Here is a 24,871-nt window from a genome sequence, read left to right on the forward strand (position 1 = left end):
GCTATTATTTAACTCTAAATTTTATATAGGTAATCGGCTTATTATTTTCTAAGTATTGCTTTTCGTAAAAAGTCTGTATTTGTGTAACTTCTTCCGGAGCTCCTTCATTTTTATAGACATTATGGTTTGCATAGATTACTTCTTGACCTTGACCGTGTAAAAGCCCTAAGGTATAACCATGCATAAATTCACTATCTGTCTTCAAATTAATAACTCCATCCGGCTTTAGAATTTTTTTATATTTCTGTAAAAATTCATCATTTGTAAGACGGTGCTTCGTACGCTTATATTTTATTTGTGGGTCTGGAAACGTAATCCAAATTTCATCTACCTCATTCTCTGCAAACGCATAATCTATTAATTCGATTTGTGTTCGTAGAAACATTACATTATTATTTCCTTCTAGTAAAGCAGTTTTTGCTCCTCGCCAAAAACGAGCACCTTTAATATCGATCCCTATAAAATTCTTGTCGGGATATTTTGTTGCAAGCCCCACACTATACTCACCTTTTCCACAACCTAATTCTAAAATAATTGGATTATCATTTTTGAATTTTTCACTCCATTTTCCTTTTAAGTCGAAATTTCCTTCAACTAGGGTTGCTCTATCAGGTTGTATAACATTCTCGAATGTTTCGTTTTCTTTAAAACGCTTTAATTTATTCTTACTTCCCACGTATAAAAATTGATTTTTGGCAAATTTAGTTATAAAAAAATGTTTTTTCTGTATAACTAGTTATTACAAATGTATAATTTCCATTTAAATAGCGACATAAACAAGACTCAATTCTATTTTTTATACTCAGAAATCATTTAATACTATTTTAGTAAATAGAAAAACAGATTTATGTCTACTTTTTCAGCCATAACTTTTAGTATGCGTAAAAAACGAATTTTAGTTGGTGTTTTAAATTGGGGCTTAGGGCATGCAGCCCGCAGTATACCAATTATTAATGCTTTACAGAAATATAATTTTGAACCAATTATAGCATCTGATGGCAATGCTTTAAAATTACTTCGGAAAGAGTTTCCGCATTTAATTGCAATACATTTACCTTCATACAACATAGCATATAGTAAAAATCCAGATTTTTTAAAATGGAAAATTCTTTTTGAAAGTCCTAAAATTTTACAAGCAATTAAAGCTGAAAAACAACAAACAAAATCGATTATTAAAAAATATGATATTTCAGGAATATTCTCAGATAACCGATTAGGAGTTCGCCATAAAGCAGTTAAATCGGTTTTTATGACTCACCAAATTCAGGTACTCTCTGGAATGACTACTTATTTTAGCAGTATTGCGCATCAAAAATATATTAAAAAATTTGATGAATGTTGGATTCCGGATACTCCAAACGAAAATAATTTAAGTGGAACTTTAAGCAATACTGATACAATTAAATTTCCAACAAAGTATATTGGAATACTTAGCCGATTCAAGAAAAAAAACTGCCCCATAATTTACGATTATCTCATGCTATTATCGGGACCGGAACCTCAACGTACTATTTTAGAAAAAAAACTTTTAGAAACCTTTAAAAACACAACAAAAAAAATCTTGTTTATTCGAGGTGTTTTTTCCAAAGAAAAAATTGAGAGCAAAAACCCAAACATCGATATTAAAAATAACTTATATGGCGTCCGCTTACAACAAGCTATAAATAGTTGCGATTTAGTAATATCCCGATCGGGATACACAAGCCTTATGGACTTAGCAAATTTAGAGAAAAAGGCATTTTTTATACCAACACCCGGACAATTTGAACAAGAATATTTAGCAAATCGACTAATGAAATTAGGAATTGCTCCCTATTGTTCGCAAGATAATTTTAATATGGATAAATTAAAAAATGTAAAAGAATATACTGGATTCAGTAAATTTGATTATCACTATCCTTTCGAGGAATTATTTGGCCTTTTCTAAGGTAAAAGAAAATTCGCTACCTACACCAAATACACTCTCTATGTAAATTTTTTCATCGTGAGCTTCTATTATATGCTTTACAATAGATAATCCTAAACCAGAACCTCCTTCTTTTCGAGATCCACTTTTGTCTACACGATAAAAACGTTCAAAAAGGCGCGGAATATTTTCTGCTTCAATGCCTTCACCATTATCGGTTACTCTAACAATTACTTTATTTTTTATTAGATTTTCGATACTTATCTCCGTAGTCCCCCCTTCTTTGCCATATTTAATGGAATTAACTACTAAATTAGTAACTATTTGCTGTATCCGTTCCTTATCTGCTTTAACAGTAATAGGCTCTTTATAAGCCATATCGAAAGTTAAGGTGATATTTTTTTTAGCAGCTTTCATTTCTAAAAGATCAAAAGAGTTTTGAATACATTCTACAATATCAAAATCTTCTACCACCAAATGTAAATCTCCCGTCTCTAGCTTCGTAATCATATCTAGATCTTTCACAATATAAATAAGACGTTCTACACCTTTACTTGCACGTTGTAAATATTTTTTTCGAACTACTTTATCTTCCATCGCACCATCTAATAGGGTTAAAATATACCCCTGAACGGTAAAAAGAGGCGTTTTTAATTCATGAGAAACATTCCCCATAAATTCCTTTCTATAATTCTCCCTAACTTTTAATGTCTCAATTTCAAGCTTTTTATGTTCTGCAAATTTTTCTACTTCACGAGTAAGTGTAGCCATATCTGTAGTAACACGGTTAGGCCTTAATGTAGAAGAATCTAGTAACGAAACATCATCGTAGATTTTTTTTATTCTTTTATAAATAAAATTCTCTACTCGATATTGAATTGTAAAAAATGAAAATGTATAGCAAATTACAGCAAAACCAATTAAAGCCCACCAATAAAAATGCCCTGAAAAATAAGAAAAAGCGGTCCATAAACCGCTTAAAAACAAAGTAATATATAATGATGTTTTTACTGCAAACGTATATGATTTTTTAAATTTCTTCGCCATTAAACTACAAACTTATACCCCACGCCCTTTACTGTTTTAAAGCTATGGTCTCCTATTTTTTCTCTTAATTTTCGAATATGCACATCAATGGTTCTGCCACCTACTACAACTTCATTACCCCATACCTTATCTAAAATATCTTCTCTTTTGAAAACTTTTCCTGGCTTTGAAGCTAGAAGTGAAAGCAATTCAAATTCTTTCCGTGGTAAAATCATTTCTTCTTCATCCTTAACCACTTTATATTCATCTCTATTAATTACAATATCTCCAACTTTTACAATATTGGCAGCACTACTATCTTCTCTAAAACGCCTTAATAAAGCTTTTACTTTACTAACTAATACTTTTGGTTTTACAGGTTTTGTAATATAGTCGTCGGCTCCTGCATCGAAACCGGCCATTTGTGAATAATCTTCTCCTCGTGCGGTTAAAAAGGTTATTATCGTATCTTCCAATTCCGGAATTTTACGTATTTGTTCACAGGCTTCAATACCATCCATTCCCGGCATCATTACATCTAGAATAATTAGATGTGGTGTTTTTTTTCTTGCCTGTTTTACGGCATCTACGCCGTTATCTGCAGTAAATACTTGATATCCTTCCGAGGAAAGGTTATATCCTACAATTTCAAGAATATCTGGTTCGTCGTCTACAAGAAGGATTCGGATGTCTTTTTTCTTCATTTTGGAATTGATTTTTGCAAATATGGGAGTAAAAGTAGTTATTAATTTCAATTCACAATTTAATGAATTATTTAGTAACCTTTACATAACACTATAATCACAAACCGTTAATTTACGGTTAACACAAGCTTTACATTCTCCGCTTTTCTTTGCAGCAAGAACTAAACAAAAGGATGAATAAATTTTTTTTACTAATTGTGTTTTTAATAACGAATGTTATTAACGCTCAAGAAACAACAGGTTCCATCGCGGGTAAACTCGCTGACCGTGAAATGAACGGTGAACCATTAGCATTTGCCAACGTTACTATTAAAGGTACCTCTATAGGGACAACTTCAGATTACGATGGACTATATGTATTAAAAAACTTAGAACCAGGAACGTATACTGTAGCTTTCAGTTTTATAGGGTACGAAACTTTAGAAATTCCGGATGTAAAAGTTGAAGCTGGAAAAGTAACAGAAATAAATACTGATTTAGGTTCTAGCGCTGCAGCCTTAGACGAAGTAGTAATAACAACCGTATCTAGAAGAGATAGTGAAGTAGCATTGTTGCTAGAACAGAAAGACGCTATCGAGATGAAACAATCAATAGGTGCTGAAGAACTTTCTAGAAAAGGAGTGAGTGATGCAGAATCAGCTGTTACTAAGAGTACTGGTATTTCAAAAGTAGCTTCGAGAGGTGTTTTTGTTAGAGGATTAGACGAACGTTACAGTTTTCTTACTGTAAATAATTTACCTATTTCTCCAGTAAACTGGGAAAATAAAATACCTTCTTTAGATCTTTTCACTTCTTCTATAATTAGTAAAATAGATATCAATAAAATATTTTACTCAAAATTATACGGAGATTTTGCAGGTGCCTCTATAAACGTAGATACTAAAAATATGCCTAGAAGCAGTAAAACTAAAATTTCGTTTAGTACAGGTATAAATTTACAATCTATCGACAACGACTTTTTAACCGATAAAGAAGATGGTGATTTATATTATTTCGGTTTCGGCGGAGCAGATGCAAGAAAAGCTCCTAATGCACTAAGCAATAGCAACTACAATTCAAAAAACGTATTCCAAGCAACTGGTCAAGAAGCTGTCAACGCCTTTGATTCAGACTGGAATTCGGAACAAATAGATTCGCCTATCTCTACAGGAATGAGTATTTCAAACCAAGGTATACTCTCTAAAAATTCTAATGATAATAAAACAGCCTATTATTTTGGAATGAGTTTTAGCAACGATTACGATTCGAAAATAGGCTCTAGCTTTTTAAGAAATCCTCAAGGTAATTTACAACGAACAATTAATAGAAATAATAATTTTTCTTACGATACAAATGCAAATGCATTGCTAGGATTATTTCATAAATCGGAAAAAAATTACATCAATTTTAATTATTTATTCTTAAAAACAACAACCAATTCCGTTGCTGACAATTTTGGACGCTATACTGAAGTTAACTCTAATTTACTAGGTCGAGATAGTAAATTTACACAATCTTACTTAAGCCAATTTCAATTACAAGGCCAGTATAATTTTAATGAAGCAAGCAATTTAGAATATGCTGCTACTTACGGAAGTTCAAATTACGGACAACCTGACAATAACATTATTACACTTCAAGAAGTAGGAACTGATCAGTTTGCTTTTGCTAGCAACTCTGGTAGATTATATAAATATTTCTTAGATTCTGAAAATGATAATTTAGCTGCCCATTTAGGGTATAATCTAAACTTTGAAAACAACCAAAGTGAAGAAATGAATTCGCTAAAAATTAGTGGTGATTTTAATACTGAAAATCTAGATATATACAACCGATTTGTATTAGTTAATTTAATTAATACTGGCAGAATTAGTATTGACCCCGAAAACATTGATAACAGCTTAACTACTGCATTTTTAGAAGGAGATGCTCGTTACGATGAATTGGTAGATACCAGATACTTAGATATTCAAACCGATATAGTTGCCGGTAATGCAAGCTACAGCCATAACTTTAGTGATAAATTTAATATGCTAGCTGGTGTTCGTCTTGAAAATTTCAAACGCACATTAGGAGAGAATGCTTTTGGAGAAAATGGCTCTTTTGAATTTAAAAAATTCTTTGTGCTTCCATCTTTAAACCTACGCTATTCGCTATCAGAAAATTCGAACCTTCGTTTTGCAGCAAGTAAAACCTACACAAAACCAAAAAATATCGAAATTGTAAATATTACCCGACAAAACTCATTAGGAGATCTTATTAAGGGTAATCCAAATCTTGAAAATTCAGACAACTATAATATCGATTTAAAATACGAAATTTTCCCTGATAATAATAGTCTATTCAGTGTAAATGTATTCGCTAAATATATAGACAAGCCAATAGAAAGACTAGTTCAAAACTCAAATTCCTATGTACAAACCGTTTTTGCAAACACCGATGAAGCCTATATTTACGGGGCTGAGTTCGAAATAAGAAGTACATTAGGATTTTTAACAAGCAACAAACAATTAGACGACCTATCTTTTGGAGCCAATGTAACTGTAATGAGTTCGGAGACGAATATTTCTGATGAGTTACGATCAAATTTGAATCTTACGCACTCTAAAAGAAGATTACAAGGTGCTTCCGATTTTCTTTTAAATGCCGATATCTCTTACAAACTAGATGTAACCGAAAACTACGAATCTATTTTTACGTTTTTATTCAATACGTATAGCGAAAGAATTTCTAGAGTCGGTTCTGGTGCTTCAAAAGTTAAATATGATGATGAGTTTGAACAACCTTTTAATAACTTATCGTTTGTATGGCAAAATAGCTTTAACGATCATCTTTCTGCTTCAGTTAAAATGAACAATATTTTAGATGACACTTACGAAAGAACCATAGAAGGCGCCAACCAACAGGTTAGTAATCTATCGTACACACTAGGAAGATCGCTCTCATTATCGGTAAGTTATCAATTTTAAAGTTAGCACTAACTTAATACTGACTTAACAGCAAGTCAACAATACTTCATTTTATTTACACCATTAAATTTTAAATTAAACAAACACCATGAAAAAATTAATTTTATCAGGCTTAGCAGCATCCGCTCTTTTATTTGCATCTTGTAGCGATGATGATGATAATAACCCTACTCCAACTCCAGGAGGTGACGATGATGGAGGCCAAACTACTCAACTATACAATGAGGACGGTACATGGACAGATGAAACCTTAGCTTCTTTCGAAGAAAAAGTAACCATGAATCCAAATGCTACTGGAGCAGATCAATCTGTTTTTGACTGGACAATTGCCAAAGGTGGCATCACTCTTAATACTGATATGGGCGATGCTCAACAGTTGACTGAAATTACTGAAAATACTACTTTAGATCAACCTAAATACGAAATTCAGGGGGCGGTATTTGTTCGTTCGGGAGCTACCTTAACTATTCCTGAGGGAACTTGGTTTTATGCTGATCCATCTAACAATGCTGAAGGTAATGAAGGAGTAAATTCTGCAGACGTTCTTATTATAGAACAAGGTGCTAAAATAATGGCTGAAGGTACTGCCGAAAAGCCAATTGTATTTACATCTACCGATGAAACTAGCGGAAGCTGGGGTGGTATTGTTATACTTGGAAAAGCGCCGATTAACTTAGAAGGCAATACAGGTATTGCTGAAGTTTCTGATAACGCTGGTGAAGATCTTACCTATGGAGGAGATGCTGCTGATGACAATTCAGGATCTTTAAAATATGTAAGTTTAGCATATCCTGGAACTCAAATTAATACTGATGCTGAATTTAATGGTTTCTCTTTCTACTCAGTAGGTAGAAAAACTATATTAGAAAACCTAGAAGTATACGAAGGTAAAGACGACGGTTACGAATGGTTTGGTGGAACAGCCGAAGCAACTAACTTATATTCTCATGCTTACGACGATTCTTTTGACTGGACTGATGGATGGCAAGGTGCACTTACAAATATTGTAGCCGATCAACCAGAAAATGCAGGGTATTGTATAGAGGCTGATAATTTAAAAGCTGATCCTAACGCTACACCTCGTTCCAACCCAACTATTAAAGATGCTACTTTAATATCATCTGGAGCACAAGATGCGGCTATTCTATTTAGATTAGGAACAAGTGTTAACCTTTCTAACGCAGTTATCGAAATTAACAAACCAGATGTGGTTAACATCAATATTAGTGATTTAGTAACTGGACAATTATTATTAGATAATAGTACAGTATTAAAAGATATTAAATTTGATGAAGAAAACCCGTATTTTACTGGGAATGCTAACAAATAAGATTTTCTTTGAAAAATAGCAAAAAGCCATCCAAATTTGGATGGCTTTTTTATATAAAATTTAAAAAATAAAAATTTTTATCTTCTTTTAATCAAATTTTAGGGTTTTAAACTATTTTTATATAGTTTATCTAACATAAATATTTTAGTTTTGTAAAAACGGACGTAAAAGAATGAAACAAAAGTACTTGCTTACTTTATTATTTAGCATTTTCTTGTTGGTTGCAGCACCTGCTACAGCCCAACAAGATAACTCACGTCGTCCTCAAAAAACAGAAGAAGCCATAGATGGTCTTAGTATTTACCCTAATCCAGTAACAGGAGGCAAGGTTTATATTACAACCACTAAAAATCTTGAAAAAGAAATCGAGATTTTTAATGTTCTAGGCAAACCTGTACAAAAAACAAAACTTCGTGGCAAAGAGTTAGATGTATCTAATCTAATTGCAGGAATATATATTGTAAAAATTAAAGAAGATAAAGACATTGCGACGCGCAAGCTCGTCGTTAAATGAAGAGGAGAGGCTTCGGCCCACGAAGTTAAAAATGCAACACCCAAACTGCATTCTAAATAATTCTTTCAGTGATTAAACTAAAAACTTGCTACCTTTGCTTAAAAAGTAATGCTGAAAGACACGATTTTTACTATCAAATCGGAAAGTGAATTTATCGATGCTAGCCTAAAAGTTTTTAACTTTCAATATCAGCATAATAAAGCATATCAAAATTTTTGTAATCTTCTTCAAAAAACACCAAAATTGGTTACAAACATTCAAGATATTCCGTTTTTACCTATAGAATTTTTCAAATCTAAACATATTGTTTCTTCAGAAAAGAATGAAGAAATTATATTTACTAGTAGTGGTACCACTGGTACAAAAACCAGTAAGCATTTTGTTACTGATCTTGCCATTTATGAAAAAAGCTTCTTAGAAGGTTTTAAAACATTTTACGGAAATATTGAAGAATATACGGTGCTAGCATTACTTCCTTCTTATTTAGAAAGGACAGGCTCTTCTTTAATTTACATGGTCGATTCTTTAATTTCCAAAAGCAATAACCCAGAAAGTGGTTTTTACTTACATAATTTAGAAGAACTAGCTAATAAGCTTCAAAAACTCGATCGGCAAGGAAAAAAAATATTATTAATAGGCGTTTCGTTTGCTTTGTTGGATTTAATTGAAAATCATCAATTTTCTTTACAAAATACGGTTATCATGGAAACTGGAGGAATGAAGGGAAGAAGAAAAGAGATGATCCGACAAGAACTTCATCAGGTTTTAAAGGAAGGTTTTGGCGTTTCAGAAATACATAGTGAATATGGAATGACGGAGCTTTTATCCCAAGCTTATTCAAAAGGAAACGGTATTTTTGAGTGTCCACCCTGGATGCGTATTCTTACGCGAGACCCAGAAGATGCCCTTACTCCTACGAAACCCAATAAAACAGGTGGAATTAACGTGATAGACTTAGCAAATATTAACTCTTGTTCATTTATTGCTACACAAGATTTAGGCAGAATAATTTCTCAAAATGAAATAGAAATCTTAGGAAGGTTTGATGATAGTGATATTCGAGGATGTAACCTTATGGTTTTATAAATTCAGAATAAGGCAAGCACATTAAACAATTGTTATAATTTGAATACGTTGTAATGGAACATTCTCTTTTACGACCTAATAGGTGTTAGGATTGGTTTTATTTGAAACTAAATTCTAAAGCGAAGTAAATTTTTCATATTTAGATTGGTTAGTTAGTTAATTGAAATCCCCTTTTGGAAAAACCAAAAGGGGATTTGCAGTTTTTAAGATACAACCAAAATATATGTATTCTTTTTTCCTTTATTTATAATAACGTATTTACCGTTAATTAAATCACTCTCTTTAAGCGTATAATCTTCCTTTACCTTTTCTTTATTTACAGAAACTGAATTTTCTTTCAAAGCTCTTCTAGCTTCTCCATTAGATTTTAGAAAACCCGTTTTGGCAGAAAGTACAGCAATCATATCTAAACCTTCCTCAATATCAGCTTTACTTACTTCTGCTTGCGGAACACCTTCAAAAACATCCAAAAACGTTTTTTCATTTAAAGATTTTAAATCTTCTGCTGTACTCTTTCCGAATAAAACTTCAGAAGCTTTTACTGCATTGTTATAATCTTCTTCAGAGTGTACCAGAACTGTAACTTCTTTAGCAAGCACTTTTTGCAATTCTCGCAAATGGGGCGCCTCGTTATGTTTTATCACTAACTCTTCTATTGCTTCTTTACTTAAGAAAGTAAAGATTTTAATATATTTTTCAGCATCAACATCACTAGTATTTAACCAATACTGGTAAAATTTATAAGGTGAAGTTCTATTGGCATCTAACCAAATATTCCCGCCTTCTGTTTTTCCGAATTTTGTACCATCTGCTTTTGTAATTAATGGACAAGTTAAGGCATAACCTTTTCCATCTCCAATTCTACGAATAAGCTCAGTTCCGGTTGTTATATTTCCCCATTGGTCACTTCCTCCCATTTGCAAAGTACAACCATGTTCTTTATACAAATGAAGAAAATCGTAACCTTGTACCATTTGGTAAGTAAACTCTGTAAAAGACATGCCTTCTGAAGCATCTGCAGAAAGTCTCTTTTTTACAGAATCTTTTGCCATCATATAATTTACGGTAATGTGCTTTCCTACATCTCTAATAAAATCAAGAAACGAAAAGTCTTTCATCCAATCGTAATTATTTACTAAAACAGCCGTATTTTCTTCAGCACCATCAAAATTTAAAAAACGAGAAAGTTGTTCTTTAATAGATTGCTGATTATGGCGTAAAGTTGCTTCATCTAGCAAGTTTCTTTCTGCAGATTTCCCAGAAGGATCACCAATCATACCGGTAGCTCCACCAATTAAAGCAAATGGTTTATGTCCGGCAATCTGAAAGTGGCGTAACATCATTACTCCTACTAAATGGCCAATATGTAACGAGTCTGCAGTAGGATCAATCCCTACGTAAGCAGCTCGCATTTCTTCATTTAAATGATCTTCAGTTCCTGGCATTGCATCATGTACCATTCCGCGCCAAGTAAGCTCTTCAACAAAATTTTTATTCATAAATATATATTCTTCCGATAATACGTCGTAAAGATACCATTTACTGTTAGTTTTCCTAAGTGCTTTACTTATATTTACTGCATGATTTTAGTTACCGGAGGAACAGGCTTAGTAGGTGCTCATTTACTCTATAGATTAGCATCTGAAGATAGAGAGATAAGGGCTATTTATAGAACGCATAGCAGCTTACATAAAGTGCTCGAAGTTTTTACGTATTATACTACTACAGAAAAAGCAGAACATTTATTTAAAAAAATTGAATGGCTAGAAGCCGATATTATTGATATTCCTCAATTATTCCTAGTTTTTCCAAAAATCACTGAAGTATATCATTGTGCAGCATTAGTTTCGTTTTCCCCTCGAGATTATAGAAAACTTCGAAAAGTAAATATTGAAGGCACTGCTAACGTTGTGAATTTATGTATTGATTTTAAAGTAAAAAAACTCTGTTTTGTAAGTAGCATAGCTACACTAGGAAAGCCTATTTCGGATAAAAAAATGATAACGGAACAGTTAAATTGGAATCCGGAAACCAACCATAGTGATTATGCAATTACTAAATATGGTGCTGAAATGGAAGTTTGGCGTGCTTCACAAGAAGGCATTAAAACTTTAATTGTAAATCCTGGAATTATTATAGGACCAGGTTTTTGGAATAAAGCTAGCGGACAACTATTTACAAGGATTCACCATGGTTTAAATTATCATTTCCCGAAAGTTACTGGTTTTGTAGGTGTTAATGATGTTATTGATGCGATGCTAAAATTAATGAATTCTGATAATTTTAATGATCGTTATATTTTAGTTTCAGAAAATAGCAGCTTTAAAGATGTTATGAAGTACACCGCTAACAGTCTCGAAAAACCTGAACCTAAAAAAGACTTACAAAAATGGATGATCGCCACAGGTTGGATTTTTCAAAAAATCGGAAGCATTTTTGGCTTTAAACGAAGTATTACAAAATCAGATATTAATGGATTATTCGCCACTAGCTACTACGATAATTCCAAAATCAAATCGGCTATTAATTTTAACTTTACTCCCATAGAAGACGTTATAGAAGAAACTGGGCATTTATTTTTAAAAGATAATGCTAAATAGAAATTTAAAAAATTTACTCTGCCTTTTTAAAAGAAGTTTTTCTATCTTTCAATCTATCTATAGCCAACGAATCTTTAGGATCTTTATTCGATAAATCTGTTTTAATAGGTTTTATTTTTTTAATAGAATCTGCTTTTCTTTCCTCTTCTACCCGATCTTTATACTCGCTTTTTAGCGCATCTAACGTGTCTTTTACCTTTGTATAAATGCTTTGATACTCATTATAGTTATCGGCATAATAAGTGTTGCTTTTTTCAAACTGCAAACTATCGATACCAAACTTAGTATAGATATATTCGTTAGGTTTTAATCCTGTTTGCTCTAAAAGAAATTTATTATAATTACGCGCAGCATTTAACAATGCTATTTCGGTAAGTATATTAGCCATTTTATCTTCAGGAATTAAATTATCAGGACGTTTAGGGTGATTAACATCTTGACAACTTAAGCCTAAAAAAATAATTAGAATTCCTAAAATTTGAAACTTCTTCATTACCTATCGAATTCCAATTGCTCTGCCACATTTAAAAATGGCTGATGTTTAAAGTTTTTATACACTAAATTCCCATTTACAAAAGTGTGTGTAATACGAGATTTAAAGGTAAAGCCTTCAAAAGGAGACCAACCACATTTATATAAAATATTATCAGATTTTACTTGCCAAGGAGAATTTAAATCGACTAACACTAAATCAGCTTTATAGCCTTCTCTAATAAATCCACGATCTTTTATATTGAATAATTTTGCCGGATTATGGGACATTTTTTCAACAATTTTCTCTAAGGAAATTTTATTTTGATGATAAAATTGAAGCATTGCCGGCAGCGCATGTTGTACTAAAGGCCCTCCACTTGGAGCTTTAGTATATACATTTTGTTTCTCTTTTTTAGTATGCGGAGCATGATCAGTTGCAATAACATCTATTTTATCTTCTAGCAAAGCTTTTAGCAAGGCTTCCTGATCCTTTTCTGTTTTAACAGCTGGGTTCCATTTTATAAAAGTTCCTTTTTCTTTATAGTCCTTATCATTAAACCATAAATGATGTATGCATACTTCAGCTGTAATTTTCTTTTTCTCTAAAGGTTTTTTATTGCTAAATAATGCTAATTCTTTAGCTGTAGAAATATGGAAAACGTGCAATCTTGCTCCTGTTTTTTTGGCTAGTGCTACTGCTTTAGAAGAGGATAAATAACAAGCTTCTTCGCTTCTTATTTTTGGATGCATTTCAATAGGAATATCATCACCATATTCTGCTACATACTCTGTCAGATTATTTTTTATTGTTTCTTCATCTTCACAATGTACGCAAATCATTAATGGAGATTTCGAGAATATTTCCTCTAAAACTTTCTCATTATCCACCAACATATTTCCGGTGGAAGAACCTAAAAACAATTTTAAAGCTGCTGTTTTTTTAGGATCCACTTTTAAAACTTCAGCTAAATTATCGTTTGTACCTCCAAACATAAACGAATAATTTGCGTACGACTTGCTTGCTGCAGTACTAAATTTATCTTCTAGAGCCTCAATTGTAGTGGTTTGCGGCAGTGTATTTGGCATTTCTATAAAAGAAGTAATTCCCCCTGCAACTGCGGCACGACTGCCACTTTCAATATTTTCTTTATGGGTTAATCCCGGTTCTCTAAAGTGTACCTGATCGTCAATAACACCGGGTAACAAATAACTCCCCTCGGCATCGTATAGTTGAAGATCCGGAGATTTTGCACTTATAGTTTCCGCTATTTCTTTAATAACACCATCTTCAATAAAAACGTCTCCTTCAAAAATTTCGCCTTCATTAACTATTTTAGCATTCTTTATTAGAACCTTTTTCATCACAACTTTATTCTGTTAAACAGACTTTTAACTTTCATTTTTATTACTCCAAAAACAGCTTCATAAATTATGGAGCCACTCATTTTAGAGGTTCCTCTTGTTCTATCGGTAAAAATTACAGGTACTTCTTTTAAATTATAGTTTAATAAGTAAGTTTTAAACTTCATCTCTATTTGAAAAGCATACCCTACAAATTGTATTTTTTTTAAATCTATACGCTCTAAAACTTCTCTTCTATAACAAACAAAACCTGCGGTTGTATCGTGAATATCCATTCCTGTTATAAATCGAACATACTTAGAGGCTAACCACGATAACAAAACCCTATTCATAGGCCAATTTATTACATTAACCCCTGTTACATACCGAGAGCCTATTGCCAGATCTGCTCCTTCTCTCCGGCATGTATTATATAAACGAACTAAATCTTCAGGATTATGAGAAAAATCTGCATCCATTTCAAAAATAAAATCATAGGAATGCGCCAAAGCCCATTTAAACCCATGAATATATGCAGTTCCTAACCCTGTTTTTCCTGTTCTTTCTTCAATAAAAAGTTTTTCCGGAAACTCTGCTTGCAATGTTCGTACACGACTTGCTGTACCATCCGGAGAATTATCATCTACCACTAAAATATGAAATTCGCGAGGCTGAGAAAAAATTTCCCGAATTAGCTTTTCAATATTCTCAATTTCATTATAAGTGGGTACGATGATTATCCCATCAACCATTCTAAAAAATTTTGCACAAATGTAGGCATTTTAACTTATGCTTTCTTTCGTTTTTAATGCTTAGTTTATTCTGAAACTAATAAATTTGTAAAAAAAACTGTGTTGCAAGCTATCGAAAGGCATACTGAATATTTAGATTGGGTAACAATTGTTTTCCTCATCTGCTTTCTATTACTGGTAATCGTTAGACAACGTTTCCCTAAAAAATTCTACAATTTTGCTTCGATTCTTACTTCTAACAAATTTATGTTGTTTCGCGGAAAGGAAAGCAATCCTTTTCATGGTTTTAACATTCTCCTTTTTATTGTAAATGCACTTTCGGTATCGGTACTTATTTATTGGATATTGGATTTTTATAACTTAATTAAAGCGGATAATTACATATTAAACTACGTACGGATAGTTACTGCATATGCATGTTTTATACTTATAAAGTTTGGGGTGGAAAAAATTATTTCAAATATTTTTGACATCGATGATGCTATAGATTACTATTTATTTCAAAAACTTGCCTATAGAAACTATATTGCATTATTAATCCTACCTATAACATTATTAACCGTTTACAGTATAAAAATTACCGAATCACTAGTTTATATAATATTTACAGTAATTATTATTGCTAATTTAACAAGCTTTTTTAACATCTTTAAAAAACAGCAAAAGTTAATTATCAACAATTGGTTCTATTTTATTTTGTACCTTTGCGCTCTCGAAATTGCACCGTATTTTATTTTATATAAGCTAATTACGGTTAAATATTAGGACCTAATAAAGAATTGATATATGAAAGTGAAAACAATTTTGATTTCTCAACCAGAACCTAAGGTCGAGAATTCACCTTATTTTGATATAGAAGAAAAACAAAAAGTAAAAATTGATTTCGTTCCCTTTATACATGTAGAAGGAGTTTCTTCAAAAGAGGTGAGACAGCAAAAAGTAGATCTTTCGAAACATTCTGCAATTATACTAACTAGTAGAAATGCTGTAGATCATTTTTTTAGAGTAGCTGAAGAAATGCGTTTTAAAGTACCAGACTCTTTAAAATATTTTTGTTTAAGTGAAGCTGTTGCTTATTATCTTCAGAAATATGTAGTATACAGAAAACGTAAAATTTATGTTGGTAAACGCACTTTCCCAGAACTTTTACCGATGATAAAAAAGTATAAAAACGAAAAGTTTTTTCTACCGTCTTCTGATGTTTTGAAACCTGCAATTCCTAAAGCGCTTGATAAATTAGGCGTACAATGGAAACAAGCTGTTTTTTATAAAACAGTAGTAAGCGACCTTTCACATTTAAGTGATGTAACTTATGATATTTTAGTATTTTTTAGCCCTAGCGGCATTAAATCTCTTTTTGAAAACTTCCCTGATTTTAAACAAAACGATACTAGAATTGCTGTATTTGGAAACACAACTGTAAAAGCAGCTAAAGACCATGGACTAACTGTTAACATACAAGCTCCAACACCTAAAAACCCATCTATGACGATGGCACTTAACAAATACATTGCTGAAGCAAATAAAAAATAATTACTTTATTAATGATAATAAAGAAAGCCATTGGTCTAGACTAATGGCTTTCTTTATTATATCTATTTAAGTTCTTCAGGAGAGGCATTTTTTATTCCTCTAACTACAAGTAACGTCCATCCTATTATTAAAATGGCTCCTCCAACCGGTGTGGTAAGGGCAATCCCGCTTAAGTTTACTCCTATTAACTCATCTAAACAAAGCAAATAAATAGAACCACTAAATAAACAAACCCCTATTGTAAAACACCAATACAGTATACTAGAAGAATATTTTTTAGAATTGCCTAAAATCACTAATAACAGTGCATGATACATTTGGTACCGCACACCCGTTTCAAAAGAAGTAATTGTAGCACTATCCAATACTTTTTTTAAACCATGAGCTCCAAAAGCTCCAAAAATAACAGCCAATAAACCAAACATGGCCCCTGTAATAATATATCGTTGTCTCATAAGTAAATATTAATAAACCTCTAGTTCAAAATTACTGAAATAAGGCTTTTTGTACTATTAATAAGACTTAGAAATAAAATTATACGCTATTTCAGCAAAAAACAAAAAATTAAAAATATTTCTTTTTTTTACTAAAAACAGAATATAAATCAATCAATTATATTAAAAAATTAATTTTTTACAACGCTAAAATGATTAACCTATATCAAATTAGGATTTACAATCTAATTTATTAATTTAGCTTCATAAGCTAAACCGAAATGAAAATTATAGACCAAAATGTAATTATAGATGGAATCGATAAAACCATCTTAAATTTTTTGATGGAAAATGCCAAGCGTCCAATTTTAGAAATTGCTAAAAACATAGGTATTACTGGCGCAGCCGTTCACCAAAGACTTAGAAAATTGGAAAAATCGGGACTTATAGATAGCTCCAAACTAATTATAGATCCTAGAATTTTGGGATATAAAACCATGGCCTTTGTGGGAGTTTATTTAGATAAAGCTGTAAGTAATCCTCAAGCAGTAAATAAGCTACGTGAAATTCCTGAAGTTACTGAATGCCACTACACTACTGGTAATTGGTCCATTTTTATAAAGGTTTTATGTAAAGATAATGAACACTTAATGCATGTTCTTAATAAAAATATTCAAGGTATTGAAGGGGTCTCAAGAACCGAAACCTTTATTTCTTTAAATCAACAAATAAATCGTCAAATTAAGATTTAATATTTGTATTTATTCTAAATAAGAATTAAGTTTGACGCCATGGAAGCAGTCTTTACTTCAAAATATTACGCAGCTTACCAATGTAACCAATCTCGAAAGATCTATATCGATTTTGGCCAAAAAACCATTGCTTTTACATTTTGCCAATTATTAGCCTTTCGACATAAATTAAATAAACTAACAATAGAAGATCATATCAACGGATCTAACAAACATGGTATTGAAATTTTAAGCCTTTGTAATAGACAACATATTCTTATTTTCAACACCTTAGAAGTATTAGATGCAAAAGAATTATTAATAGGTACATTTGCAATGTTCGAGCTTCAATCCATCCTTTATTAGTTTTAGACTACTTCTAAATTTCAGTTTAAAATAGCTAATCTGTGTTTTTTTAACTATTTTTCAAAAAAAGACAGATTTATGAAAGATATAGTAAGACAAAATTTACTGATCCATGTTGATATCATGGATTTGTTAAATGAACAAATAAAAAAAGAAAGCCACTCCTCTGCTACATATTTAGCTATGGCATCTTGGTGTGATCACAACGGACTTGTTAATAGTGCGGAATTCTTCTACGAACAATCTCTAGAAGAAAGAGAGCATATGATGAAGATTTTTCATTTTATTAATGATAATGGAGGTACTGCTTATTCCCCAGAAGTAGGAAACATAAATCATGATTATGGTTCTCTAGAAGAAATTTTTAGAGCTTCATTAGACCAAGAAATCGCTATTACAAAAAGTATTCATAATATAGTTTACGAATGCAGAAACAAGCGTGATCTTACTACCGAAAACTTTTTACAGTGGTATGTGAATGAACAAATGGAAGAAGAACAAACAATACGTAGAATTCTTGAATTGTTTGATTTAATAAATGTTGAAAATGTTGGACTACTATTTTTAGATGAACGAATTAAAGATATTCGATCTAACACTAATCCTGAGTAAGTTCAATTAAACTAAAAATAAAAAAGGCGGTTTTCAACCGCCTTTTTCTATATACTAAAATAGTATTTTATGCTTTTTGCAACCAATACTTATAGTTCACTTCCTTATCTATAATTGAAGCTAATTCGTTAATTTTTACTCTTTTCTGTTCCATAGTATCACGGTAACGTACCGTAACCGATTTATCTTCTAGAGAATCATGATCTACTGTAATACAAAGTGGAGTCCCATTAGCATCTTGGCGGCGATAACGTCTACCAACTGCATCTTTCTCATCGTACTGTACTTTAAAGTCCCATTTCAGTTCGTCTACAATTTCTTGTGCTAGTTCCGGTAGCCCATCCTTTTTCACTAATGGCAAAATAGCTGCTTTAGTTGGTGCTAATACGGCTGGTAATTTTAAAACAGTACGTGATTTTCCTTCCCCTAAATCTTCTTCTTTTAAAGATGCTGAGAAAACAGCTAAAAACATTCGATCTAAACCTATAGAAGTTTCTACTACATAAGGAACATAATTTTCTCCCATTTCCGGATCATAAAAACGTAGTTTTTTACCTGAATGTTCTTCGTGCGCTTTTAAATCGAAATCCGTTCTAGAATGAATTCCTTCTAATTCTTTAAATCCGAAAGGAAAATCAAATTCAATATCGGTAGCAGCATTTGCGTAATGTGCTAATTTCTCATGATCGTGGAAACGATATTTCTCTTCTCCTAAACCTAATGAAGCATGCCATTTTTGGCGCGTTTCTTTCCATTTTTCAAACCAATTTAATTCTTCTCCTGGACGCACAAAAAATTGCATTTCCATTTGCTCGAATTCTCGTTGACGAAAAATAAACTGTCTAGCTACAATTTCATTTCTAAAGGCTTTACCAATTTGTGCAATCCCGAAAGGAATTTTCATTCTTCCGGTTTTTTGAACATTTGCAAAATTTACAAATATTCCCTGAGCCGTTTCTGGTCTTAAATAAAGATCTGTCGCACTATCAGCAGAAGCTCCAAGCTTTGTCCCAAACATTAAGTTGAATTGCTTAACGTCTGTCCAGTTTTTAGAACCACTCTCTGGGCAGGCAATACCTAACTCTTCAATCAAAGCTTTTACATCAGCTAGATTTTCTTCAGTTAAAGACTTTGCTAAACGTTCAAGAATTTCTTTCTCTTGTGCCTTGTAACGTTGTACTCTTGGATTGGTTGCTACAAACTGCGCTTCATCGAAATCTTCTCCAAATCGCTTTTTAGCTTTTGCGATTTCCTTCTGTGCTTTTTGGTTAATTTTTTCAGCATAGTCTTCAACCAAAACATCGGCACGATATCTCTTTTTAGAGTCTTTATTATCAATTAGCGGATCGTTAAATGCATCTACGTGCCCAGAAGCTTTCCAGGTTGTTGGATGCATTAAAATTGAAGCATCAATCCCGACAATGTTCTGATGCAATTGCACCATACTTTTCCACCAATATTCTTTGATATTTTTCTTTAATTCTGCACCATTCTGACCATAATCATAAACAGCACTTAATCCGTCATATATTTCACTAGACGCAAAAATATACCCATACTCTTTAGCATGGGATATTACATTCTTAAATGAATCTTCTTGTTTTGCCATATAGCAAAAATATAAAAACCGCCTAGATTTCAACTAAAAGCGGTCTGTAAAATTTTATCGTAATCGGAAAGAAGCTGTACCAATAAGTGTTGCATCGTTATAAACATAGGCTTTATAAATTCCTTCTATAAGTTTATTTTCTAAAGCATTGGCTAAAACACATACGTCTAACTCGTTATTTTCATAGTAAACAGTACTTTCTGCACTATAAACCATAATACCTCCATCGTGTTCTACAGGAATTTTATCCCCTACCAATTCATTTTCCGGATTATAAACCTGAACATATATTTTTTTATCACCGGCATCGGCTAACTCGTTAGAAGTAATGGTAAAACATGTTCGGATTTTATCGATTCTACGTGTTTTATCGTTCTCTACAAGTTTACCACTGTTTCTTACTATTACTCCTTCTGCACGTAAATTAGATATTTTAAGCCTTGAGGCTTTATCTATTTTATTTGATAAATCGGTATTTTTTAGCTGTAATGAATCTGATAAACGAGTTTTTTCAAAAAGTTCAGTTTGAGTACTATCAATCGTCATTTCCATCTGTCTGTTTCTAGCACTTAAACTATCTACTACTCGAAACAAGCGTTCTTTCTCTGCTTTCAAGTTACCAATCTCTCGCCGGTAACGCGTAATTAGCACCAGATTAGCTTCATATTCTTTTACTGAATCTAACAACATATTAATCCGATGGCGCGCATTAACTAAATCTTGATCCATTATCTGATTTTCAGCAATAGCTTCATCATATTTTACAATAAGCTCGTTTAATTCATTTTCAATAGCCGCCTTTTCTTTTTTTAGGATGGCTGTATTTTCTTTTTCTTCGTTATAAAACTTAATTGTAAATATTATAAGCCCTATTAAAGCTACTGCTAAGACGCCAATCAGAACTTTTAAAGCTGTATTATTCTTCTTTTCAGTCATCATATAAAATATTATTTTCTAAATTTAGTAGTTTAAGGTAGTATGCCGTAATCACTTAACAAATGTTTCACGATTTACTTAATCTATTTTACCCTAAAACTTGCCAGTGTTGTGATGTGGCATTGGTTAAAAACGAATATATTGTCTGTACTTCATGCTTACACCGCTTACCGTTAACGTATTATATTTCTGATAACGAGAATCCTGCTAAAAAAGTATTTAAAGGCAGGGTTAACATTAAACATGCTTATTCTCTTTTAATTTTTAAAAAGAAAAGTATGGTGCAACACTTGCTTCATAACCTCAAATATAAAGGACAATTTGAAATTAGCAGCTTTTTAGGGACTTGGGTTGGTGAAATTTTAAAAGAAAATGAAGATTTTTTAGATATAGATGTGGTTATACCTGTTCCATTACATCGTAAACGACTAGGAGAGAGAGGGTATAATCAAGTTGATGGTTTCGGAAAAAAAATTGCAGAAAAACTAAATGCAGAATTTTACGATAAAAATTTATTGAAGATTAAAGCATCCAAGCAGCGCGCTCTAAAAAAACGCATTTCTCGTTGGGAAAACATGGCTCAATCTTTCATTATTAAAGATGCTTCCGCTCTAGAGAACAAAAACATTTTATTAGTTGATGATATTTTAACTACCGGTGCAACTCTAGAAGCTTGTGTTAATTGCATTTCTAAAACTAATATTAAATCGATAAGTATAACTACCATGGCAATTACAATCTAATTATTACTTTTACAGCCAAAATAATTTCTAGTAGCCAATAACTATTAGACTTTTAAAATAATTGGTTCAACCTAAACTGAGCCTCTGAATATTTACATCTCACTTAGTGAGTAAAATTATTAGATTTTGAAGATGAAAAGTAAGTTTCCCGGAATTATAATAGGTATTGCTGTTGCTTTTTGTTTACTACAGTGTGCAAAAAAAGGGATGCCAGAAGGTGGACCTAAAGATGAAATTCCTCCTAGATTTATTAAATCCTTCCCGGAGAATTACACAACTAATTTCAACAAAAAAGAAATTAGTATTCTTTTTGATGAATTTATAAAATTAGAAAATCCACAACAACAAATAATTATTTCTCCGCCTATAGATCCTAGGCCTAATATTGCTCCTCAAGGATTAGCCAGAAAGGATATTAAAATTGAAATTACCGATACACTTCAGGAGAACACAACTTATACCATAAATTTCGGAAAAAGTATTGTAGATAATAATGAAGGAAATTCAAGTCCTTATTTTAAATACGTGTTTAGTACCGGAAGTTATATAGATTCATTAAAAGTCTCCGGTTTTGTAGAAGACAGCTATTTAAAAGAAACACCTCCTTATGTATCTGTATTACTTTACGAAATGGATAGTACCTATTCAGATTCTGTTGTATATAATAAAATTCCAAGATATGTAAGTTACACTAGAGATAGTAGCGTAAACTTCAACCTTGAAAATCTAAAAGCAGGAAAATACCAAATGGTAGCTATGTTAGATGACAATTCTAATTATAAATTCAATCCAAAAAAAGATAAAATAGGCTTTTTAGATCATCCAATTACTATCCCTACCGATAGCGTTTATACTATTTCTATCTTCCAAGAGGAATTGCCTTTTGATGTGAAACGACCGAAATTATTTAAAGGAAATCAACTAATTGTAGGATATGAAGGAAAACTAGAAATAGAAGATTTAGACCTGAATATATTATATCCGAAAATTATCGCTCCTACCACAAGAATTACTCGAGATGCTGAAACCGATACGCTTTATTACTGGTTTAAAGAACCCATAGAAAACGATAGCTTATCGATGGAAGTTGTAACATCTAATCAACGAGATACGGTATTTGTAAGAATGACAGATATTCCTAGAGATTCTTTAACCATAAGCGTAGAACCTAACGTTAATATCGCTTATAATGCGCCTATTTTTTTAAAAGCCAACACCCCTATTACTGAAAAAAATAATGATTTAATTTCGATTTTGAATAAAGATTCTATACCTGTACCTTTTACTTCTGAAATTAAACTAATAGAAAACGAGATCGTAATCAATTTCGATAAAGAAGAAAGCGAAACTTATTATTTTAAAGCTTTGCCTGGAGCGGTTATCGATTTGTTTGAACAAACTAACGACACACTCGTTAAAAAGTTTACCACAAAAGCGTATTCTGAATTTGGTAGCATCGCTATGAATTTAAGAAATGTTCGTAGCTACCCCATTATTATACAATTAACGTCAACAAAAGAAGAAGTTTACCGAGAACAAACCTTAACAAGCGGAACTTCATTTGAATTTAAAAATATAGATCCGGGAGAATATTATCTTCGAATAATTTACGATACCAATAAAAATGGAAAATGGGATACTGGTAAGTGGTTAGAACGCAGAAAACCCGAAAAAATAAGTTATTACCCAGATACCTTAGAAGTTCGAGCCAATTGGGACCAGAACTATCCTGCTTTTTATTTAGATTAATGTAAACCGGTCTCGATCCTGTAAAAATTTAAGCTGATTTCGTGTATTTTCGAGGTGAGTTTTATCGAGAGTAATTTCTTTTGCGAATTCAGTTTCGATATTTTCTTGGATTAATAGTTCGCCTAGGCAATCGTAAATAGCACTATGCCCATTGTAAATATGAGCAGCGCCATCTTTGCCAACCCTATTTACACCAACACAAAAACTCATATTTTCAATCGCTCTTGCTTTGAGTAAAGCATCCCAAGCTGCCACTCGTTTTTTAGGCCAGTTGGCCACAAAAACCAAAAGATCATAATCATCCGTATTTCTTGCCCAAACAGGAAATCTAAGGTCGTAACAAATAAGCGGACAAATTTTCCAGCCTTTATAATTTACAATCAAACGTTCTTCGCCTGCAGTATAAGTTTTATCTTCTTTAGCCAATGTAAAGGTATGTCGCTTGTCATATTTCTTGACCGTTCCATCTGGAAAGACAAAAAATAACCGATTGTAAAACTGTCTATTTTCGGTAATAATTATACTTCCAGTAATAGCCGAATTTTTCAGTTTTGCCTGCTTCTTCATCCATTGCAAAGTCTTACCATCATTTTCTTCTGCAAGATCTTCAGCATTCATACTAAAACCTGTAGTAAACATTTCAGGTAAAATGATAAGTTCTACGGAATCACTTAAAGTTTTGATTTTTTCACTAAAAAGATCTCGGTTGGCTTTGGAATCTTCCCATTTAAGATTCGCCTGAATTATTGATATATTCAAATTTTCGTTCGTACTCATATCCTAAATTTAAAGTTTTTTAAGCAACGGCTGTCAAATGATTGTTAAATCATTGCAGAAGCTCATCTTATTAAATAGCTTTATTGTGAAAATCACTCAGCAAGAACTATAATTTAATCTCACAAGGTGAGCAAAAACTCGATTTTATGTTTTTAGATACCATTAAAAATAATCCTACAATAAATAATTCTACAACCCGAAGTGTAGTGGCAGGAGCTATAGGTGGATTGGCAGGTGGAGCCGTAAAAGGATTAGTAGAATATTTTTTACCGGTTAGGAAAGTCGAAAATCGAAGCGCACAACTTAAAATTATAGATAATCTCTCTACCAAAATTACGGGAACTCCTATTAGCGTTCAGAATGAAGAACTGGCCGAACAGTTGGTAAATTTTCCTGTAGGGGCCAGCGTTGGAGCTGCTTATGGTTATGGAAAGAAAAATAAAGAGGGACTAAATATTGCAGAAGGCATTATTATGGGAACCTCAACTTGGATTTCTACCCATCAAACTTCGTTACCACTTATGGGACTTAAAGAAAAACCCACAGATGTTCCTGTAAAATTGCAGATAAACGAATTTATCGCCCATGTTTTATTCGGAATTACTACTGAATTGGTGAGAAATAAAGTGAATCAAAGCCTTAAAAAATAGCTGACAGTTTTCTATGTTAAAAAAATCTATATCCTAGGAACGAAGAGACA

At 32.2% G+C, this 24,871-nt stretch carries 25 protein-coding genes; 14 read left to right on the forward strand and 11 right to left on the reverse strand.

Translation table 11 applies throughout. The annotated features are described in order from the left end of the window. Positions 1-4: 4 nt before the first annotated feature. Entirely contained in the window at positions 5-676 is a 672-nt protein-coding gene (gene trmB, locus ACN0WI_RS03710) for a tRNA (guanosine(46)-N7)-methyltransferase TrmB (RefSeq protein ID WP_417885277.1), read from the reverse strand. A gap of 171 nt (positions 677-847) precedes the next feature. Here trmB and ACN0WI_RS03715 point away from each other — a divergent pair, with 171 nt between their 5' ends. Then, positions 848-1,927 (forward strand): glycosyltransferase, encoded by a 1,080-nt coding sequence (locus ACN0WI_RS03715; protein WP_417885278.1) that lies wholly within the window; start codon positions 848-850, stop codon positions 1,925-1,927. On the opposite strand, the gene ACN0WI_RS03720 is transcribed toward ACN0WI_RS03715, so the two are convergent. Together ACN0WI_RS03720 and ACN0WI_RS03725 are read right to left on the reverse strand one after the other, a co-directional pair. Next, positions 1,910-2,953 (reverse strand): sensor histidine kinase, encoded by a 1,044-nt coding sequence (locus ACN0WI_RS03720; protein WP_417885279.1) that lies wholly within the window; start codon positions 2,951-2,953, stop codon positions 1,910-1,912. The two genes, ACN0WI_RS03715 and ACN0WI_RS03720, sit on opposite strands and share 18 nt — an antisense overlap. Continuing rightward, the gene (locus ACN0WI_RS03725; RefSeq protein WP_417885280.1) at positions 2,953-3,636 is read right to left on the reverse strand and encodes a response regulator transcription factor; all 684 of its coding nucleotides are present in this window, start codon (positions 3,634-3,636) and stop codon (positions 2,953-2,955) included. Before ACN0WI_RS03725 ends, ACN0WI_RS03720 begins: the two co-directional genes overlap by 1 nt. Positions 3,637-3,809: 173 nt before the next feature. Here ACN0WI_RS03725 and ACN0WI_RS03730 point away from each other — a divergent pair, with 173 nt between their 5' ends. From ACN0WI_RS03730 to ACN0WI_RS03745, 4 genes are all read left to right on the forward strand, one after another. Continuing rightward, entirely contained in the window at positions 3,810-6,584 is a 2,775-nt protein-coding gene (locus ACN0WI_RS03730) for a TonB-dependent receptor domain-containing protein (RefSeq protein WP_417885281.1), read from the forward strand. An 88-nt stretch (positions 6,585-6,672) separates the two neighbouring features. Beyond that, complete coding sequence (locus ACN0WI_RS03735; protein ID WP_417885282.1) at positions 6,673-7,914, forward strand: hypothetical protein; 1,242 nt, start codon at positions 6,673-6,675, stop codon at positions 7,912-7,914. A 172-nt stretch (positions 7,915-8,086) separates the two neighbouring features. Continuing rightward, positions 8,087-8,428, forward strand: a complete 342-nt coding sequence (locus ACN0WI_RS03740) for a T9SS type A sorting domain-containing protein (RefSeq protein WP_417885283.1) — start codon at positions 8,087-8,089, stop codon at positions 8,426-8,428. 108 nt (positions 8,429-8,536) lie between these two features. Further along, positions 8,537-9,514: an acyl transferase gene (locus ACN0WI_RS03745; protein ID WP_417885284.1), complete on the forward strand. Its 978-nt coding sequence runs from the start codon at positions 8,537-8,539 to the stop codon at positions 9,512-9,514. A 203-nt stretch (positions 9,515-9,717) separates the two neighbouring features. Here the strand turns inward: ACN0WI_RS03745 and tyrS are convergent, their stop codons facing one another. Beyond that, positions 9,718-11,013: a tyrosine--tRNA ligase gene (gene tyrS / locus ACN0WI_RS03750; RefSeq protein WP_417885285.1), complete on the reverse strand. Its 1,296-nt coding sequence runs from the start codon at positions 11,011-11,013 to the stop codon at positions 9,718-9,720. 81 nt (positions 11,014-11,094) lie between these two features. Here tyrS and ACN0WI_RS03755 point away from each other — a divergent pair, with 81 nt between their 5' ends. Beyond that, positions 11,095-12,114 carry an NAD-dependent epimerase/dehydratase family protein gene (locus ACN0WI_RS03755; RefSeq protein WP_417885286.1) on the forward strand — a complete coding sequence of 340 codons (1,020 nt, stop codon included), beginning with the start codon at positions 11,095-11,097 and terminating at the stop codon, positions 12,112-12,114. A gap of 13 nt (positions 12,115-12,127) precedes the next feature. On the opposite strand, the gene ACN0WI_RS03760 is transcribed toward ACN0WI_RS03755, so the two are convergent. From ACN0WI_RS03760 to ACN0WI_RS03770, 3 genes are read right to left on the reverse strand one after another with little or no spacing between them, the layout of a single operon-like run. After that, positions 12,128-12,607, reverse strand: a complete 480-nt coding sequence (locus tag ACN0WI_RS03760; protein ID WP_417885287.1) for a DUF4296 domain-containing protein — start codon at positions 12,605-12,607, stop codon at positions 12,128-12,130. Then, the gene (locus tag ACN0WI_RS03765; protein WP_417885288.1) at positions 12,607-13,950 is read right to left on the reverse strand and encodes a dihydroorotase; all 1,344 of its coding nucleotides are present in this window, start codon (positions 13,948-13,950) and stop codon (positions 12,607-12,609) included. Before ACN0WI_RS03765 ends, ACN0WI_RS03760 begins: the two co-directional genes overlap by 1 nt. Continuing rightward, positions 13,950-14,681: a polyprenol monophosphomannose synthase gene (locus tag ACN0WI_RS03770; RefSeq protein ID WP_417885289.1), complete on the reverse strand. Its 732-nt coding sequence runs from the start codon at positions 14,679-14,681 to the stop codon at positions 13,950-13,952. The genes ACN0WI_RS03765 and ACN0WI_RS03770 overlap by 1 nt, the downstream gene beginning before the upstream one ends. Before the next feature lie 99 nt (positions 14,682-14,780). On the opposite strand from ACN0WI_RS03770, the gene ACN0WI_RS03775 reads away from it, so the two are divergent. Together ACN0WI_RS03775 and ACN0WI_RS03780 are read left to right on the forward strand one after the other, a co-directional pair. After that, the gene (locus tag ACN0WI_RS03775) at positions 14,781-15,446 is read left to right on the forward strand and encodes a DUF4271 domain-containing protein (protein ID WP_417885290.1); all 666 of its coding nucleotides are present in this window, start codon (positions 14,781-14,783) and stop codon (positions 15,444-15,446) included. 21 nt (positions 15,447-15,467) lie between these two features. Beyond that, a complete protein-coding gene (locus tag ACN0WI_RS03780) occupies positions 15,468-16,214 on the forward strand; it encodes a uroporphyrinogen-III synthase (protein ID WP_417885291.1) in 747 nt (248 codons plus the stop codon). A gap of 62 nt (positions 16,215-16,276) precedes the next feature. On the opposite strand, the gene ACN0WI_RS03785 is transcribed toward ACN0WI_RS03780, so the two are convergent. After that, the gene (locus ACN0WI_RS03785; protein ID WP_417885292.1) at positions 16,277-16,669 is read right to left on the reverse strand and encodes a DUF423 domain-containing protein; all 393 of its coding nucleotides are present in this window, start codon (positions 16,667-16,669) and stop codon (positions 16,277-16,279) included. A gap of 260 nt (positions 16,670-16,929) precedes the next feature. Here ACN0WI_RS03785 and ACN0WI_RS03790 point away from each other — a divergent pair, with 260 nt between their 5' ends. The 3 genes from ACN0WI_RS03790 to ACN0WI_RS03800 all read left to right on the forward strand — a co-directional run bounded on the left by ACN0WI_RS03790 (position 16,930) and on the right by ACN0WI_RS03800 (position 18,357). Further along, on the forward strand, positions 16,930-17,400 hold the full coding sequence (locus ACN0WI_RS03790) for an Lrp/AsnC ligand binding domain-containing protein (RefSeq protein ID WP_417885293.1): 471 nt from the start codon (positions 16,930-16,932) through the stop codon (positions 17,398-17,400). 39 nt (positions 17,401-17,439) lie between these two features. Beyond that, on the forward strand, positions 17,440-17,745 hold the full coding sequence (locus ACN0WI_RS03795) for a hypothetical protein (RefSeq protein ID WP_417885294.1): 306 nt from the start codon (positions 17,440-17,442) through the stop codon (positions 17,743-17,745). 78 nt (positions 17,746-17,823) lie between these two features. Next, positions 17,824-18,357 carry a ferritin gene (locus ACN0WI_RS03800; RefSeq protein ID WP_417885295.1) on the forward strand — a complete coding sequence of 178 codons (534 nt, stop codon included), beginning with the start codon at positions 17,824-17,826 and terminating at the stop codon, positions 18,355-18,357. Positions 18,358-18,424: 67 nt separating this feature from the next. Here ACN0WI_RS03800 and ACN0WI_RS03805 read toward each other — a convergent pair whose 3' ends face one another. Further along, positions 18,425-19,966, reverse strand: a complete 1,542-nt coding sequence (locus ACN0WI_RS03805; protein ID WP_417885296.1) for a glycine--tRNA ligase — start codon at positions 19,964-19,966, stop codon at positions 18,425-18,427. 54 nt (positions 19,967-20,020) lie between these two features. Next, the gene (locus ACN0WI_RS03810) at positions 20,021-20,905 is read right to left on the reverse strand and encodes a hypothetical protein (RefSeq protein ID WP_417885297.1); all 885 of its coding nucleotides are present in this window, start codon (positions 20,903-20,905) and stop codon (positions 20,021-20,023) included. Positions 20,906-20,964: 59 nt separating this feature from the next. Here ACN0WI_RS03810 and ACN0WI_RS03815 point away from each other — a divergent pair, with 59 nt between their 5' ends. Both ACN0WI_RS03815 and ACN0WI_RS03820 read left to right on the forward strand, forming a co-directional pair. After that, positions 20,965-21,645 (forward strand): ComF family protein, encoded by a 681-nt coding sequence (locus tag ACN0WI_RS03815; protein WP_417885298.1) that lies wholly within the window; start codon positions 20,965-20,967, stop codon positions 21,643-21,645. Positions 21,646-21,777: 132 nt separating this feature from the next. After that, complete coding sequence (locus ACN0WI_RS03820; protein ID WP_417885299.1) at positions 21,778-23,394, forward strand: Ig-like domain-containing protein; 1,617 nt, start codon at positions 21,778-21,780, stop codon at positions 23,392-23,394. Here the strand turns inward: ACN0WI_RS03820 and ACN0WI_RS03825 are convergent. Next, positions 23,386-24,171 (reverse strand): amidohydrolase, encoded by a 786-nt coding sequence (locus ACN0WI_RS03825; protein ID WP_417885300.1) that lies wholly within the window; start codon positions 24,169-24,171, stop codon positions 23,386-23,388. The genes ACN0WI_RS03820 and ACN0WI_RS03825 overlap by 9 nt on opposite strands. 146 nt (positions 24,172-24,317) lie before the next feature. Between ACN0WI_RS03825 and ACN0WI_RS03830 the strand changes: the two genes are divergently transcribed. Beyond that, on the forward strand, positions 24,318-24,821 hold the full coding sequence (locus ACN0WI_RS03830; protein ID WP_417885301.1) for a DUF1440 domain-containing protein: 504 nt from the start codon (positions 24,318-24,320) through the stop codon (positions 24,819-24,821). The last annotated feature ends 50 nt before the right edge of the window (positions 24,822-24,871 follow it).

The organism is Zunongwangia sp. (assembly GCF_048269745.1).
Lineage (GTDB): Bacteria > Bacteroidota > Bacteroidia > Flavobacteriales > Flavobacteriaceae > Zunongwangia.

Coding starts and splice junctions, on each gene's coding strand:
- ACN0WI_RS03715 (WP_417885278.1), top strand. CDS start 848: ATGTCTACTTTTTCAGCCATAACTTTTAGTATGCGTAAAAAACGAATT.
- ACN0WI_RS03720 (WP_417885279.1), bottom strand. CDS start 2,953: ATGGCGAAGAAATTTAAAAAATCATATACGTTTGCAGTAAAAACATCA.
- ACN0WI_RS03725 (WP_417885280.1), bottom strand. CDS start 3,636: ATGAAGAAAAAAGACATCCGAATCCTTCTTGTAGACGACGAACCAGAT.
- ACN0WI_RS03730 (WP_417885281.1), top strand. CDS start 3,810: ATGAATAAATTTTTTTTACTAATTGTGTTTTTAATAACGAATGTTATT.
- ACN0WI_RS03735 (WP_417885282.1), top strand. CDS start 6,673: ATGAAAAAATTAATTTTATCAGGCTTAGCAGCATCCGCTCTTTTATTT.
- ACN0WI_RS03740 (WP_417885283.1), top strand. CDS start 8,087: ATGAAACAAAAGTACTTGCTTACTTTATTATTTAGCATTTTCTTGTTG.
- ACN0WI_RS03745 (WP_417885284.1), top strand. CDS start 8,537: ATGCTGAAAGACACGATTTTTACTATCAAATCGGAAAGTGAATTTATC.
- tyrS (WP_417885285.1), bottom strand. CDS start 11,013: ATGAATAAAAATTTTGTTGAAGAGCTTACTTGGCGCGGAATGGTACAT.
- ACN0WI_RS03755 (WP_417885286.1), top strand. CDS start 11,095: ATGATTTTAGTTACCGGAGGAACAGGCTTAGTAGGTGCTCATTTACTC.
- ACN0WI_RS03760 (WP_417885287.1), bottom strand. CDS start 12,607: ATGAAGAAGTTTCAAATTTTAGGAATTCTAATTATTTTTTTAGGCTTA.
- ACN0WI_RS03765 (WP_417885288.1), bottom strand. CDS start 13,950: ATGAAAAAGGTTCTAATAAAGAATGCTAAAATAGTTAATGAAGGCGAA.
- ACN0WI_RS03770 (WP_417885289.1), bottom strand. CDS start 14,681: ATGGTTGATGGGATAATCATCGTACCCACTTATAATGAAATTGAGAAT.
- ACN0WI_RS03780 (WP_417885291.1), top strand. CDS start 15,468: ATGAAAGTGAAAACAATTTTGATTTCTCAACCAGAACCTAAGGTCGAG.
- ACN0WI_RS03785 (WP_417885292.1), bottom strand. CDS start 16,669: ATGAGACAACGATATATTATTACAGGGGCCATGTTTGGTTTATTGGCT.
- ACN0WI_RS03790 (WP_417885293.1), top strand. CDS start 16,930: ATGAAAATTATAGACCAAAATGTAATTATAGATGGAATCGATAAAACC.
- ACN0WI_RS03795 (WP_417885294.1), top strand. CDS start 17,440: ATGGAAGCAGTCTTTACTTCAAAATATTACGCAGCTTACCAATGTAAC.
- ACN0WI_RS03800 (WP_417885295.1), top strand. CDS start 17,824: ATGAAAGATATAGTAAGACAAAATTTACTGATCCATGTTGATATCATG.
- ACN0WI_RS03805 (WP_417885296.1), bottom strand. CDS start 19,966: ATGGCAAAACAAGAAGATTCATTTAAGAATGTAATATCCCATGCTAAA.
- ACN0WI_RS03810 (WP_417885297.1), bottom strand. CDS start 20,905: ATGATGACTGAAAAGAAGAATAATACAGCTTTAAAAGTTCTGATTGGC.
- ACN0WI_RS03815 (WP_417885298.1), top strand. CDS start 20,965: ATGTTTCACGATTTACTTAATCTATTTTACCCTAAAACTTGCCAGTGT.
- ACN0WI_RS03820 (WP_417885299.1), top strand. CDS start 21,778: ATGAAAAGTAAGTTTCCCGGAATTATAATAGGTATTGCTGTTGCTTTT.
- ACN0WI_RS03825 (WP_417885300.1), bottom strand. CDS start 24,171: ATGAGTACGAACGAAAATTTGAATATATCAATAATTCAGGCGAATCTT.
- ACN0WI_RS03830 (WP_417885301.1), top strand. CDS start 24,318: ATGTTTTTAGATACCATTAAAAATAATCCTACAATAAATAATTCTACA.